At 62.7% G+C, this 14510-nt stretch carries 15 protein-coding genes and 1 pseudogene; 9 read left to right on the top strand and 7 right to left on the bottom strand.

Features of this window, described 5'->3' with window-relative positions:
- Positions 1-23 precede the first annotated feature (23 nt).
- From ATY78_RS10885 to ATY78_RS10870, 5 genes and pseudogenes are all read left to right on the top strand, one after another.
- Positions 24-521: a hypothetical protein gene (locus ATY78_RS10885; protein ID WP_245313535.1), complete on the top strand. Its 498-nt coding sequence runs from the start codon at positions 24-26 to the stop codon at positions 519-521.
- Between the two features lie 10 nt (positions 522-531).
- Positions 532-984 carry a YetF domain-containing protein gene (locus ATY78_RS10880; protein WP_088682353.1) on the top strand — a complete coding sequence of 151 codons (453 nt, stop codon included), beginning with the start codon at positions 532-534 and terminating at the stop codon, positions 982-984.
- 106 nt (positions 985-1090) lie between these two features.
- Positions 1091-1618: a DUF4142 domain-containing protein gene (locus ATY78_RS10875; protein WP_088682352.1), complete on the top strand. Its 528-nt coding sequence runs from the start codon at positions 1091-1093 to the stop codon at positions 1616-1618.
- Positions 1619-1637: 19 nt separating this feature from the next.
- Positions 1638-1723: pseudogene (locus ATY78_RS29045) on the top strand (DUF2934 domain-containing protein); the annotation flags it as partial.
- A 52-nt stretch (positions 1724-1775) separates the two neighbouring features.
- Positions 1776-2042 (top strand): hypothetical protein, encoded by a 267-nt coding sequence (locus tag ATY78_RS10870; protein ID WP_245313567.1) that lies wholly within the window; start codon positions 1776-1778, stop codon positions 2040-2042.
- 17 nt (positions 2043-2059) lie between these two features.
- Here ATY78_RS10870 and ATY78_RS10865 read toward each other — a convergent pair whose 3' ends face one another.
- The 7 genes from ATY78_RS10865 to ATY78_RS10835 form a co-directional block, all read right to left on the bottom strand.
- Positions 2060-2824, bottom strand: coding sequence for a FadR/GntR family transcriptional regulator (locus ATY78_RS10865; RefSeq protein ID WP_008523284.1), 765 nt, complete (start codon positions 2822-2824; stop codon positions 2060-2062).
- Positions 2825-2848: 24 nt separating this feature from the next.
- A complete protein-coding gene (locus ATY78_RS10860) occupies positions 2849-3910 on the bottom strand; it encodes a four-carbon acid sugar kinase family protein (protein ID WP_088682350.1) in 1062 nt (353 codons plus the stop codon).
- Positions 3907-4899: an oligopeptide/dipeptide ABC transporter ATP-binding protein gene (locus ATY78_RS10855; protein WP_088682349.1), complete on the bottom strand. Its 993-nt coding sequence runs from the start codon at positions 4897-4899 to the stop codon at positions 3907-3909. The genes ATY78_RS10860 and ATY78_RS10855 overlap by 4 nt, the downstream gene beginning before the upstream one ends.
- Entirely contained in the window at positions 4899-5906 is a 1008-nt protein-coding gene (locus tag ATY78_RS10850; RefSeq protein ID WP_088682348.1) for an ABC transporter ATP-binding protein, read from the bottom strand. The genes ATY78_RS10855 and ATY78_RS10850 overlap by 1 nt, the downstream gene beginning before the upstream one ends.
- Entirely contained in the window at positions 5903-6862 is a 960-nt protein-coding gene (locus ATY78_RS10845) for an ABC transporter permease (RefSeq protein ID WP_088682347.1), read from the bottom strand. The genes ATY78_RS10850 and ATY78_RS10845 overlap by 4 nt, the downstream gene beginning before the upstream one ends.
- A gap of 2 nt (positions 6863-6864) precedes the next feature.
- A complete protein-coding gene (locus ATY78_RS10840; RefSeq protein WP_088682346.1) occupies positions 6865-7821 on the bottom strand; it encodes an ABC transporter permease in 957 nt (318 codons plus the stop codon).
- Positions 7822-7956: 135 nt separating this feature from the next.
- On the bottom strand, positions 7957-9594 hold the full coding sequence (locus ATY78_RS10835; protein WP_088682345.1) for an ABC transporter substrate-binding protein: 1638 nt from the start codon (positions 9592-9594) through the stop codon (positions 7957-7959).
- 309 nt (positions 9595-9903) lie between these two features.
- Here ATY78_RS10835 and ATY78_RS10830 point away from each other — a divergent pair, with 309 nt between their 5' ends.
- From ATY78_RS10830 to pdxA, 4 genes are all read left to right on the top strand, one after another.
- Positions 9904-10809: a dihydrodipicolinate synthase family protein gene (locus ATY78_RS10830; RefSeq protein WP_088682344.1), complete on the top strand. Its 906-nt coding sequence runs from the start codon at positions 9904-9906 to the stop codon at positions 10807-10809.
- 11 nt (positions 10810-10820) lie between these two features.
- Positions 10821-12011: an exo-alpha-sialidase gene (locus ATY78_RS10825; RefSeq protein ID WP_088682343.1), complete on the top strand. Its 1191-nt coding sequence runs from the start codon at positions 10821-10823 to the stop codon at positions 12009-12011.
- Between the two features lie 336 nt (positions 12012-12347).
- Positions 12348-13481, top strand: a complete 1134-nt coding sequence (locus ATY78_RS10820) for an iron-containing alcohol dehydrogenase (RefSeq protein ID WP_088682342.1) — start codon at positions 12348-12350, stop codon at positions 13479-13481.
- A 29-nt stretch (positions 13482-13510) separates the two neighbouring features.
- On the top strand, positions 13511-14497 hold the full coding sequence (gene pdxA, locus ATY78_RS10815) for a 4-hydroxythreonine-4-phosphate dehydrogenase PdxA (protein WP_088682692.1): 987 nt from the start codon (positions 13511-13513) through the stop codon (positions 14495-14497).
- Positions 14498-14510 lie beyond the last annotated feature (13 nt).

The following is a 14510-nucleotide window of genomic DNA, read 5'->3' as shown; positions in this document are numbered from 1 at the left end:
GCGGAACGCATAGGGAGGGCGCATTGGGAAAAATACGCAAGCCCGCACTGCCGGAAGGCATGATCGACTCCACCGAGTTCCAGCAGAGATTCTGGGCAATTCAACGTATTTCCTGGATCGTCTTCACGCTGCTTCTGCTGGCCTGTTTATTGGGTCTGCTCGGAAGGGGCGGGCCGTTCTCACGCCAAACGCTGGTATTGCCGGGCGGATCCGTGGATTTCCCCACCATCTCCCGCTGGAACGCTCCTGAGCATATGGTCGTGAACTTCGGGCCGTCGTCCGAAGACAGGATTTTCACGATCGACGCGGCCTTTCTTCAGACGTTTTCCATTCAGAGCGTCGACCCGCCTCAAAAGGCGACCTTCGCGCGGGACGGTCGGATAGGCTACATGTTCCCCGCCGACCCGGCAGGGCCGACGCAGATCGTATTCCGCCTGCAGACGGAACTTGCCGGCCCGCGTCGCGCCACCATCGGCATCGGGGCGGACACCCGCGCGCAGTCGACTTTCATCTTTCCGTGAGGACGTCACCGTGGATGCTGTATTTCGCGGACTGACAATCTATTTCACGCTGCTTGTGATCATCCGTCTGTCGGGCAGACGGACGCTGGCTCAGATGACACCCTTCGACCTGGTCATCGTGCTGGTGATTTCCGAAACCACGCAGCAGGCGATGCTCGGGGACGACTTCTCGATCACCAACTCCATCATCCTGATCCTCACGCTGTTCACCACCGACATCGGCCTCTCCTACGTCAAGAGATGGTGGCCCCGCGCCGCTCACGTCATCGACGGCGTTCCCACAGTCCTCGTGACGGACGGCGCCTATGACGAGCGCGCGCTCAAAGGAGCCCGGCTGCAGAAGGAAGACGTCATGGAAGCGGCTCGAAGCCAGGAAGGTATCGAGAGCGTGGCGGAGATAAAATTTGCAATCCTCGAAGTGAGCGGCGCCATCAGCATCATCAAGAAGCAGAAACCCGGCTGACCATTGGTCGGCTATGCCAGGCGAGGCCGAACGAATATCGAAGCGGAGGCACGGGAACTCTCCGCTTTCCCGAAAGTTCGGCGGATCATCAACAGAGGAGATTCCGATGAAACACCTTGTCATTGCTTCACTCGCCCTCTCGCTTGCCGTTCCCGCCTTCGCACAATCCGCAGCCGAAAAGTCGGGGGTCAATTCCCTGATCGGCGTCCCGCCGAAAACCGAGGATTTCGTCAAGGAAGCAGCCGCCAGCGACATGTTCGAAATCGCCTCAAGCAAGCTCGCTGCCGAGCGAGGTGACGATGCGACCAAGGCCTTCGCGCAGCAGATGGTGACCGATCATCAGAAAACCAGCGATGAACTCAAGGCACTGGTCTCGAACGGCAAGGTCAAAGCAACGCTTCCAAGCGCCATGACAGCGGAGCAGCAGAGCATGCTCGACAAGCTGAACGGCCTGCAGGGAGACGATTTCAACAAGCAGTATCACTCGGATCAGGAATCGGCGCATGAAGACGCGGTCGATCTCTTCAAGCGCTACGGCGACGAAGGCGACAATCCCGAGCTGAAGGCATGGGCCGCAGCCACGCGTCCGGCTCTGGAGCATCATCTCCAGATGGCCGAGGAGCTGAACAAGTGAGCGGTGGGCGGAAACAACGATGATCGACGACGAGACGCGAAGGATTCGCGCCTACCAGATGTGGGAAAGCGAGGGCCGTCCGGAAGGTCAGGACCTCGCACACTGGTATAGAGCGGGTGACGATGCGGACAATCCGGCGGCGGATGTCGCCGAATATATCAGGTATGCCCAAGCCGCCGTCCCTGCCGGTTCGCTGGTCGTCAAACTCTATCGCTCGGGCAGCCATGTCAGGGGATATGTTCGCAACGTCGCGGATACGGACCGGAACGACAGGATATTTCCCGGCGAGGAGATGGAGCCCGAAGCGGCGTTCAAACTGGCCGAATCCCACCGAGGCAACAGCCGCAACCCCGTCTTCGTCGAGCTTGTCGAAGATGTCGAATGGGACCCGTCATGGGGTCGGCTCAGAAACAGCCCAATCTAACGGTCGAGCGACGCGTTTCAGAACGACAGGTCGAGCACCCTGCCCTCGAACAGACGGTCACGGGAGCCTTCGAGATGCGCCTTCATCAGCCTTTGCGCATCGTCGGCCCGGCCGTCGGCGATCGCCTTGTAGATGGCGTTATGCTCCTCATAGACCTGCTCCAGCCCCTGGCGGGGACCGAGCAGCGAGAGGCCGTGGAGATGCATGCCGACAGCGATATGGGCTTTCAGCGCATCGATCGAAGCTGTGTAGTAATGATTGTTGGCGGCTTCCGTCACCGCGCGGTGGAAGGTGAAATCGGCATCGGCGCGGTGAAGCTGATGGCTGGTCGCCTCGCGCAGATCCGCCAGCGCATTGGCGATCTTCTGGATGGCCTGCTCATTGCGGCGCTTGGCGGCGAAATAGGCGGCGGCCGGCTCGATCGTCAGGCGGAATTCGTAGCAGCGCTGGATATCGGCAATGGTTTTGACGGGCGAATAGGCGAGCTGCGTGGTCGGCGATCCATGCGCGCTGACGAAGGTGCCGGCGCCTTGGCGGGCATAGACCATGCCCTGGTCGCGCAGGCGCGCCAGCGCATCACGCACGATCGGTCTCGAAACACCCAGCATCGAGGCGAGTTCATGTTCGCCGGGAAGGCGTGAATCCGGCGGGTAGTTTCCGCCGCGGATGCGCTCCAGCAGCTGGTCGAAGACACGATCGACCAGCTTGACGGCCTTGCCGCGTTCGGGCTTGCCCGGCGGGCCGGCTTCCGCGTTCAAAGATTCGCCATTCGCTTCAACCACGTCATTCTCCCCGACGGTATTCTACTATGCCGCCTGATTCCGAGGAACCAGTCTTAGCAAACTATCGGGCTTGCCGAAGCCCCCCGACTTGACGGCGCACCGAAATTGCCGCCCGTCGCCGGCCGTGACATCAAACCACGGAACACCGGCCTCGATCTCGCCCTTCGGCGCCAGCACCCTGACGCCAAGCGCCTGAAACACGGCAAGGGCGGTATCGCCGCCACCAACCATCAGCATATCGGGCCCTGTGTCGTCGATGACCGCTTTGACACCTGCCGCAAAGCGGCTGGCGACGAGGCCCGCATCGGCCGTCATATCGCCGGTGCAGCGAAGGAGGACCGGCAGCGCCAGCCCCTCCCCGCATCCGATCTCGCCGATCGGGGCGTCCACCACCATGCGCAGGGCACCCGAAGCTTCGAGCCGGTTCATCTGGACGGCGGTGATCGGGTCGCGCGAGCCGAAGGCAAACAGCGTGCGCGGGCTTGCCGCAAACTCCATGGCAGGCTGCCCCGCTTCGCCAAGCCGGCGGGCAAATGCCGCGCCGAGGCCGCGCGCACCGACCGCAAGCGTTCTCGTCCAGTCGTGACCGTCGACGATCTGGTCGAGGTCAAGATCGTCCTCCGCATCGGCAACGACGACATTATCGCCACCGCGACCGAACAGATCGGCGATCGGCAATGGCTTGGGAACCCCGCGCCCGACGACGCAGCCCCGGTAGGTCACGCGCTCCTGATCGGGAATGGCGGGCGCCACCAGGATGGTTTTCAGGCCGAGCGCCTCGACGAGCGCCAGGCTTTCCGCCGCGACATTGCCCTTCAGCCGGGAATCTATCTTCTTCATCACGACCAACGGCTTCTCGCCGCAAAGCACCTCGGTCGCCGTACGGACCGCTTCGACGGCTTCGCGTTTGCCAAGCGCGCGCGAGGCAGTGTTGACGACGACGACATCGCAGCCGGTTGCGATCGCATCCTGCGCCGCCCCGACGTCGACCGCGACCGCAACCGAAAGGCCGGCCGCAACGAAGGGCGTACCGGTATCGAGTGCGCCCGTCAGATCGTCGGCGATAATGGCGGCCTTCAACGTCATGCGATCTGCTCTGTATTGACGGCGTGGCAGGCGACGAGATGGCCGGGTCTCGCTTCCTTCCAGGCGGGAATAACCTTGCTGCAGACGTCCATCGCGATCGGGCAGCGCGTGTGGAAACGGCAGCCCGAAGGCGGGTTCAGCGGGCTCGGCACGTCGCCCTGCAGGATCTGGCGCTGGCGGGTGCGCTCACCTTCCGGATCGGTCTCCGGAACGGCCGACAGCAGCGCCTTGGTATAGGGATGCAGCGGATTGTCGAAGAGCTCCTCGCGGGTCACCAGTTCGGCAAGCCGCCCGAGATACATGACGCCGACGCGGGTGCTGATGTGGCGCACGACCGCGAGATCATGGGCGATGAAGAGGTAGGTTAGCCCGTATTTCTCCTGCAGATCGAGCAGGAGGTTGATGATCTGCGCCTGGATCGACACGTCGAGCGCGGAAATCGCTTCGTCGCAGACGATGAATTTCGGCTGGCAAGCCAGCGCCCGGGCGATGACGACGCGCTGGCGCTGGCCGCCGGAAAGCTCGTGCGGGTAACGCTGGGCAAAGCGTGTGGGCAGGCCGACATCGGTCAGCAGCGTCGCCACCCTCTCCTTCAGCTCGGCCTTCACGCAGAGCTTATGAAAGAGCATCGGCTCGCCGATCGCCTCGCCCACCGTCATGCGCGGATTGAGCGTCGAATACGGGTCCTGGAAGACGATCTGCAGGTCGCGGCGGAAAGGCCGCATCTGCTTCTCATCGAGCGTGGCAAGGTCCTGGCCCTTATAAACCACCCTGCCGCTGGTCGCCTTGTAGAGGTTGAGAATGGTGAAACCGGTCGTCGACTTGCCGCAGCCGGATTCGCCGACGAGGCTCAGCGTCTCGCCTTCCATGATGTCGAGATCGACATTGTCGAGCGCATAGACCGTCGCCGAACGCTCGCCGAAAGCGCCGAGCTTGACGTGGAAATGCTTAACCAGGTTTTCGACCTTGAGCAGCGGTTGAGCAGCCATCACGCGGCCTCCTGCATTCTCTGGACGACGAAACAGGCGGCGCGATGCTTGCCGCTGCCGGCGAGCGGTTCGAGCTGCGGCACTTTCTCGTGACAGACCGCCTCGGCGAGCGGACAGCGCGGCGCAAAGGGGCAGCCCTTCGGCCGGCGGCCGGGCTCCGGCGGCGTGCCGCCGATCGAGCTCAGCCGGCTTGCCGGCGGGTCCGACAGTTTCGGGATCGAGGAAAGCAGGCCGCGCGTATAGGGATGGCTGGGACGAGCATAGAGCTCGTCCACCGGCGCATCTTCCACGACGGTGCCGGCATAGAGCACGGCGACGCGATCGACGAGACCGGCGATCAGCGCGAGGTCGTGGGTGATCCACACGACGGACATGCCGAGCTTGGCTCTGAGATCCTTCACCAGATCGACGATCTGGGCCTGGATCGTGACGTCGAGCGCCGTCGTCGGCTCGTCGGCGATCAGGAGCTTGGGGTTGCAGGCAAGGCCGATCGCGATCATCACGCGCTGGCGCATACCGCCCGATAGTTCATGCGGAAAAGCCTGCAGGCGCTCTTCCGGCCCGGGAATGCCGACGAGGCGCAGCAGTTCGACGGCGCGGGCGCGGGCTTCGGCCTTCTTCATTCGGCGGTGATAGATCAGCGGCTCGCAGATCTGGTCGCCGACGCGCATGACGGGATTGAGCGAGGTCATCGGGTCCTGGAAGACGAAGCCGATATCGCCGCCGCGCACCTTGCGCAGCTCGGCGTTCGACATCGTCTGCAGGTCGCGGCCGTCGAAGGTCGCCGATCCCTTGGCGACTTTGATCTTGTTCGGCAGGAGCCGCATCAGGCTCAGCATGGTGAGGCTCTTGCCGCAGCCGGACTCGCCGACGACGCCGAGGGTTTCGCCTTTATCGACATGCAGATCGATGCCATCGACGACGACGGCGGGACCATTGCGGCCGTCGATCTCGACGGTGAGGCCCCTGACATCGAGCAGGCGTTCTGTGCTTTTCGTATCCATCATTTGCTGCCCCGCGGATTGAGCGCGTCGTTGAGGCCGTCGCCGAGGAAGCTGAAGGCAACCGAGGCAAGGCCGAGCACGGCCGCCGGAGCGGCAAGGAGATGCGGATAATGCTGCCAGACGCGAAGGCCGTCCGAGATCATGTTGCCCCAGCTCGGCGTCGGCGGATTGACCCCGACACCCAAGAAGCTGAAGGCGCTTTCCAGGACCATCGCCGTACCGAGACCGGCGCTGACCGAGACGATCAGCGGACCAAGCGCATTCGGCACGACATAACGTTTGATGATGACCCAGTTCGACAAGCCGAGCGCCTGTGCCGCGGTAATATAGGGCCGGCTGCGGATCGACAGCACCTGGGCGCGCACGAGACGGGCATAGGGCGGCCAGGAGATCAGCGCCATCGACCCGAAGACGAGGATGAAATCCACCCATATGGTCTGGCGGTAGAAGGGATTGAGGGTCTCGAGGTAGCGCGCCTCCATCCATCGGGTGATCGGCGATTTCAGCGAAGCATTGATGACGACGACGAGCAGCAGGTTCGGAACCGACATAGTGACATCGGTCAGCCACATGATGGCACGATCGAAAGGATTGCCGAAGAAACCGGCCACCGCGCCGAGCGTCAGGCCGATCAGCACGGCGAAGAAGGTGACGATGACGGCGACGAGGAAGGCGGTCCGCGTACCGAAGACCACACGGCTGAAAACGTCGCGGCCGAGATCGTCGGTCCCGAACAGATGGTTCATCGACGGCAGCGCGTTGCGGGCGTTGAGGTCCTGGCTGAGATAATCATAGGGTGTGAGGTATGGCCCGAAGATCGCCGTGAACGCCAGGATCAGGACGACGACGAGGCCGAAGACGGCGAGCTTGTTGCGGCGCAGCCGATGCCAGGCGTCGCGCCACAGGCTGACCGGCGGCTCCTCGACGGTTTCGGTAGTGGAAAGAGGGATGGCGGACATGGTCAGCGGCTCCTTCTTGAATCGTTGGCGCGGGGATCGAGCAGCGGATAGAGAACGTCCACCAGCAGGTTCGACACCATCACCAGGAACGATCCGATCAGCGTGATCGCCAGGATGACCGGATAATCGGAATTGATCAGCGCCTGCACCGTCAACCGGCCGAGACCCGGCAGGCCGAAGACGAGCTCGACGAAGATGGCGCCGTTGACGATGGTGATCATGATCAGGCCGAGCTGCGTGACGACTGGCGTCAGGACCGGACGCAGGATATGGCGCAGCGCCACGACGATCTCGGGCACACCCTTGGCGCGGGCGGTCCGGACGAAATCCTCCGACAGCACCTCGATGACAGCGGCGCGGGTCTGGCGCACGATCAGCGCGATCGGCTGGAAGGAAAGCACGAGCAGCGGCAAGAGGATGCGGACATCGAGGATGCCGCCCCAGCCATAAGGCACGCTCGCGCCGGGCAGCAGCACGATGAGGCCGACCATCAGCAACGGCCCGGCGACATAGGCCGGGATCGCCCAGAGAAACAGCGCGGAGCCCAGAATGGCGTAGTCCAGGCGCGAATTCTGGTTCAGCGCGGCGATCATGCCGAGCGGGATCGCGACGACGGCCGTCAGGATGATGGAACAGAGGGCAAGCTGGAACGAGACGGGAGCGGCAGCCGAGACCATCGCCCAGACGGCGCGGCCCGAGGTCAGCGAATTGCCGAACTGACCGTGCAGCAGATTCCAGATGTAGAGGCCGAACTGCTCGATGAAGGGTCTGTTGAGGCCCGCGCTTTCACGGATCGCCTCGATGCGCTGCGGATTATAGGCGACGTCGCCCGGCGCGCGCAGGAAGATGAGCTTGATCGGATCGCCGGCGCCGTAGAAAGCCAGCGCATAGACGGCCAGCATCACCACGAGAACGGACGGAATCCAGATGGCGAACCGGGTTAGCACGTAGCGCAGCAAGGCCACCTCCCACCTGTTTTACGATGCGTTCCCGCCCTTGGCGGAAGCCTGGCGGATCGCATCTCTTCTTCTTGAAACTTGCGCGAAGGCCCTGCGGCCTTCGCGCGCTTATTGCCAGGAGACTATTGTTCCGGATCAGCCGATGGAGATGTTCCAGGGCTCGGCGATCTGCCAATCGAGGTTCTTCTCCATGCCCTTGACCTCCTTGGTGGCCCAGCGCGACATCGCCTGAGAATACCATGGAATGAAGGCCCAATCCTCGCGGAAGGCCTTCTGGGCCTCCTGGGCGAGAGCGATGCGCTGCGGATCGTCCGCCGCCTTGGTCGCCGCTTCGGCAAGGGCGCTGTCGACCTTATCGTTCTTGTATCCGCCGAGCTTGTTCTGCGCGTTCGACGAAGTCGAGGCGATGCTGCCTGTGAGATAAGAGACCGCATCGGGAACGCGGGTGCCGACGTCGTCGCGGAAGATCTGGACCGAGTTCTGATCCGGACCGGCATAGGCATCCTGCTGCGGTTTCATGTCGACGGCCGTGATGCCGAGATTCTGGCGCCACTGCTCGGCGATGAATTGGGCGGCGGCTTGAATGGCCGGCGCCGAAATGCCGACGAACAGGATCTTCGGCAGGCGCTCCGGCCCGCCATAGCTCGATTCGGCAAGCAGCTTCTTGGCGGCCGCCGGATCATAGGGAAAGGCCTCGAATCCGGAATTGTCGGCGCCGGGAACGGAATTGAGGATCTGATCGGCCTTCTTGTGCGGCCCATCGGGATAGGAGGCCTTGAACAGGCCGTCGCGATCGACCGCCATGATCAGCGCCTGGCGCACCTTCGGATCGTCCATCGGCGCGCGGGAGATGTTGAACCAGAAGTGCTGGCTGGTCGGGATCAGCGGGCCGGCCGAGAATTCCGGGCCGAGATCCTGAATGATCGTCGAGGTGACGAGCTCGGTATGGGCGTTGAACTCGCCGGATTTGATCAGCGACGTCGCGGTGACATTGTCCTCGATCGAGGTGATGTCGATGCGGGCCAGCTTCGGCTTCGGCCCAAAGAAGTTCTCGTTCGGCTCGAATGTGATCTTGCCGGCATCGATATCGATGCTCGTCAGCTTGAACGGGCCTGAAAAGACCGGCTTGCTGTCCGGCTTGTACCAGTCGATGATCTCCTCGCCATCGCTGCCGCGCGACTGCGACGCCTTGGTGATCGGCGCGATGTGGTTTGCCAGGCGCATGAAGAAGATCGGATCGGCGGCGGCGAGCGTCACAACGACGGTCCCCTCGTCGGGCGTCGCAACACCGATCAGCTCGTTGCCGGAGCCGGCGGCGATTTCGGCGTAGCCCTTGACCTTGCTCAGCACCTGGTCGGCGCGCTGGCTCTTGGTGTTCGGCATCGAGGCGACTTCCCACGATCCCTTGACGTCGGCGGCGGTGATCTTGCTGCCGTCGGAGAAGACGGCCTTGGGGTCGATCTTGAAGGTCCAGACGGTGTTGTCGGCCGATTCCCAACTGGTGAAGACGTAAGGCTTGATATTGCCTTCGCTGTCGAAATACATCGGCGCGGCCCACCAGATGGAATTCCAGCGGAAGGTCCTGCCGCCGCCGCGCAGCGGCGACCAGTCCTGATCGAAGGCCGGATGCGCGACCTTCAGCACCTGGCCTTCATCGGCCAGCACGATGCGCGCATTCATACCGAACACGGTGAGGCCGACGCCGGCCGCAAGGCCGAGCTTCAGCGCGTTGCGACGTGAAATATTGGTTTTGTCAGATTGATCAAAAGACATGGCATTCCCTCCCACGGTGAATTCGGCAGCGTTCTCCCTGCGCCTGCCGGGCGCAGCACAATCCGTCGCCTATGGTTCTCTCGTTATTGTAAATATGTCAACAAAAAATCGCAGTTTTGACCCGTTGAAAATTTTGAGTTTGAAATAATGTAATAATTACAATCAGATAAATTTTCGCTCTCGTATTAATCCATTTTGTCTTCTTGACAAAAGCGTCACGATGGAAAAGTTCTTTGCACTCATCGCCACAGACGAACGACAATTTTTCTGCGCAGCCGGCACGGCGGAGCGCGCCTAAGGGAGGGCGGAATGAGCCATCACAGGATTACAGGCGTTTTCAGCGCGGCCGCTACGCCGCTGACCGCAGATAACACGCCGGATCTCGCTCTTTTCACCGATCATTGCCGTCGGCTGCTGGCCGAGGGCTGCCATGGCGTGGCCCTGCTCGGCACGACCGGCGAGGCCAACTCCTTCTCCGGAGCCGAACGCCGCGCCATTCTGGAAGCGGCGCTGGAGGCCGGCATTCCTGCCGGCAAGCTTCTTCCGGGTACGGGCGTCGTCGCCATTCCCGAAACCGTGGAACTGACCCGGCACGCGCTGTCGCTCGGCGTCACCAAGGTGGTGATGCTCCCGCCCTTCTACTACAAGGGCGTTTCCGACGACGGTCTCTTCGCCGCCTATTCGCAGGTGCTGGAGAAGGTCGCCGATACGCGCCTGCAGGTCATCCTCTACCATATCCCGCAGGTCTCAGGCGTGCCGCTCTCCATTCCGCTGATCGGCCGGCTGATTGCCGCCTTCCCGGAAACCGTCGTGGGCATCAAGGAATCTGCCGGCGATTTCAACAACATGCAGGCGATTATATCAGCCTATCCCGGCTTCTCCGTGCTGGCGGGCGCCGATCCGCTGCTGCTGCCGCTCTTGAAGGCCGGAGGTGCGGGCTGCATCACGGCGACCTCCAATCTCGTGGCGGATTCGCTGCGCACCGTCTACGACCACGTCCATGACGAGGGCCGCGCCGGCGACGTCGAGGCGGCGCAGGCGCGGATCAACGCCTATCGCACGCTTTCCAACTCTTACGTCCAGATCCCGACGATCAAGGCAATGGTCGGGCTGAAAACAGGCAACTCCGCCTGGAAGCGCACGCGCGCACCGCTGATGCCGCTCAGCGAAGCGGATTATGCCGCACTCGCCGAAAGCTACGCCAAGCTGCCCTGAGGAGACCCGCCATGAGCTTTACCGGCCTGCCCCCCGAAGCCGTTCCCGCCCTGATGACCGGGATCATCGCTCCTCATCCCTCCTTCAAAGGCCGCGCGGATGCCTATCTGCCCTCGCCCTGCATTCAGAACCACGCGGCAAATCTCGCTTTTCTGCCCGACGGCACGCTCACCTGCGTCTGGTTCGGCGGCACGATGGAGGGCATGGGCGATATCTCGATTTACATGTCGCGGCTGGCGCCGGGCTCCAATCGCTGGTCCGAGCCGGAGAAGATGAGCGACGATCCGGAGAAATCCGAGCAGAACCCATTGATTTTCAACGCTCCTGACGGAAAGACATGGCTGCTCTATACCTCGCAGACCTCGGGCAACCAGGACGGTTCCGTTGTCAAATGCCGGATATCCGAGGATGGCGGCCGGACGTTCGGCCCGGTCCGGCTCCTCTGCGACAGCCCCGGCACATTCGTTCGCCAGCAGATCGTCGTGAACGGCAAAAGCGAGTGGCTGCTTCCGGTCTTCCGCTGCGTCGGCCTTGACGGACGGCGCTGGAGCGGCGACGCCGATACGGCAGCGGTGCTGATCTCGCGCGACGGCGGTGCGAGCTGGCAGATGCACGACATTCCGAACAGTATCGGCGCCGTGCACATGAACATCCTGCCGCTCGGCGGCGACGAGATGGTCGCCTTCTACCGCAACCGTTTCGCCGAAAACATTCTTTCCAGCCGATCGAGCGACGGCGGCAGGACGTGGAGCGCGCCCGAGCCTGCGGACCTTCCGAACAACAATTCCTCCGTCCAGGCGACAGTCCTGAATGATGGAGGGATTGCAATGGTTTACAATCATTCGAATGCAGCCATGTCCGATGCGCGGCGCCAGTCTCTCTATGACGAAATCGAGGGCGACGAGGCTGGAGAGACGGCCACCGCTGCTGTTGCCGATACCGGCCGCAAGGCGGTCTGGGGCGTTCCGCGTGCGCCGCTGAGCCTTGCGATATCGAGGGATGGCGGCAAGAGCTTCCCGCATCGCATGGATCTCGATACCGGCGACGGTTTCTGCCTCAGCAACAATTCGAAGGATTCGCTGAACCGCGAATTCTCCTATCCCTCGATCATCCAAGGCAGCGACGGCACGCTCCATGTCGCCTACACCTACTATCGGCGAGCCATCAAATATGTGCGCCTCGCCCCGCAATCCCTGCCGTGAGCAAGGCGGTGGCCGGCCTGTTGTAAATCTGCGTCCCTTCGAGCCCGAAAGGACGCAGGCCCGATCGCTTCGACCAACTGAACGGCCAGAAATTGACAACAGGCTTGACAGGCTTGTCATCAGTACGAGCTTTTGCCGCCCGCCACTGGCGATCGCCGTTCAACTATTTAATTTTATTATAAAATACCAGAATTTTTGGCTTATCTAAATCTGGTCCATCGCATATCGGACGACAAAATTTCCAGCTCTCAACAATGCCCGCTTGACTTTGACATTACAACTTTACATTAAAGAGAGCGACACTGTTGCCGCAAGATCCTGCAGGGAGGACTGGTCATGGCCAGCTTGGGTTCGCCAATCACGATAATTCGGCCGCATCAGATCGAATTCGGCATCGGCACGGCAGGAAAGCTCGGCAAATGGGCTGCCGAAAGAGGCTATCGGCGCACGCTTGTCATCTCGGATGCTTTCAACGCTTCGCGCATCGACGTGCTGGAGCTGAAGGGCGAGGTCGCGGTCTTCTCCGAGGTCACGCCCGAGCCGGATACGGCCAATCTCGACAAGGTGCTGGCGGCGGCCAACGCCGCCGATGCCGAGCTGATCGTCGGCTTCGGCGGGGGCAGCGCCATGGACCTGGCAAAGCTCGCCGCCGTTCTGGCCGGCTCGGAGCAGACTCTGCATGAGGTCGTCGGCCCGAACAAGGTGCGTGGGCCGCGCAAGGTAGGGCTTGCCCAGGTGCCGACGACCTCGGGCACCGGCAGCGAGGCCGGCATCCGCGCGCTCGTCACCGATCCCGCGACGATGGCGAAGCTAGCCGTGGAAAGCCTGCATATGCTGGCCGACATCGCCGTCGTCGATCCGGCCCTGACCTTCAGCGTGCCGGCGCGCACAACGGCCGCAACAGGCGTCGACGCGATGGCCCATTGCGTCGAGGCCTTCACCAACCGCAAGGCCCATCCGATGGTCGACATCTATGCGATCGAGGGAACGCGGCTCGTCGGCAGATATCTCGCCCGCGCCGTCAAGGACGGCAACGACGCGGAGGCGCGCGCCGGCCTCGCGCTCGCCTCGCTTTACGGCGGCTTCTGCCTCGGCCCGGTCAATACCGCCGGCGGTCATGCCCTCGCCTATCCTCTCGGCACGCGCTGGCATGTGGCGCATGGCGCGGCGAATGCCCTGATCTTCCCGCATGTTCTCGCCTTCAACACGCCAGCGGCCCCGGAAAAGACGAAAGCGGTGATGGCAGCGCTCGGCTATGAGGCTTCGGAAAACACGGCATCGGTCTTCGATGCGGCTTATGCTTTTTGCGCCGAGCTCGGCATCGAGATGAAGCTTTCCGGCCTCGGCGTGCCGGAAAGCGATCTCGACGCCATGGCCGACGACGCCTTTGCCATTCGCCGTCTGCTCGATAACAATCCGCGCGATCTCAGCCGCGCCGACATTCGCTCGATTTATGCAGCTGCTTTTTAGGCAGCACGGTTTCAGAAGGGACTTTGATGATGGACAGGAATGCGAAAGTCGCCGTGACGCTCGGCGACCCGGCCGGCGTCGGCCCGGAAGTGATCGTCAAGGCCTTGGCGGCGCTTCCGAGCGAAGAGCGCCGCGATTTCGTCGTCGTCGGCAATGTCGAAGCGCTGGAGCGGGCCGACCGCGTCAGCGGCACCGGGCTGAAATTCGCGCCTGCCGATCTATCCCGTGACGACAGGATTGGCGTTGATGAAGTCCCGCTCGGCGCGGCCCTGCCCGAGATCGGCAAGGTGAGCCCGGTCGCGGGCGATGCCTCCGTGCGCTATATCACCCGTGCCGTCGATCTTGCCATGTCGGGTCAGGCCGATGTCATCGTCACCGCGCCGATCAACAAGGAGGCGATGAACCTTGCCGGCCATCACCATGACGGCCACACCGGGCTTCTCGCGCATCTCACGGGCTCGAAGAGCTCTTTCATGCTGCTTGCCTCCGAGCGGCTGAACACCATCCATGTCTCCACCCATATCTCGCTGAAAGGCGCGATCGCACGCGCCAGGACGGAGCGGGTGCTGGCAACCATCGAGGCCGGACACAAGCATTTCCTGCGCCTCGGCAAGACGGCGCGCATCGCCGTCGCCGGCCTCAATCCGCATTGCGGCGAAAACGGCCTGTTCGGCACCGAGGACATGGAATTCCTGGCGCCCGCCGTCGAGCAGGCGCAGGCCAGGGGTATCGACGTCGTCGGACCGATCTCGGCCGATACGGTGTTTGCCCGCGCCTATAACGGCGCTTTCGATCTCGTCATCGCCCAGTATCACGACCAGGGCCATATCCCGATCAAGCTCGTCGCCTTCGAAACCGCGGTCAATGTCTCGCTCGGCCTGCCGATCGACCGCGTATCGGTCGATCACGGCACCGCCTTCGACATTGCCGGCACGGGCAAAGCCAACCATGTCAACATGCTGTCGGCCATCGCCTATGCCAGGCTGATGGCCCGCTCGCCGCGGCAGAAGACCTAATCCCACGTCAGGG

It is taken from the genome of Rhizobium sp. R635, from assembly GCF_002211285.1.
Classification (GTDB): Bacteria; Pseudomonadota; Alphaproteobacteria; order Rhizobiales; family Rhizobiaceae; genus Rhizobium.
Note: the sequence above shows the minus strand (reverse complement) of the source record. Positions and strands in the feature narration are given on the sequence as shown.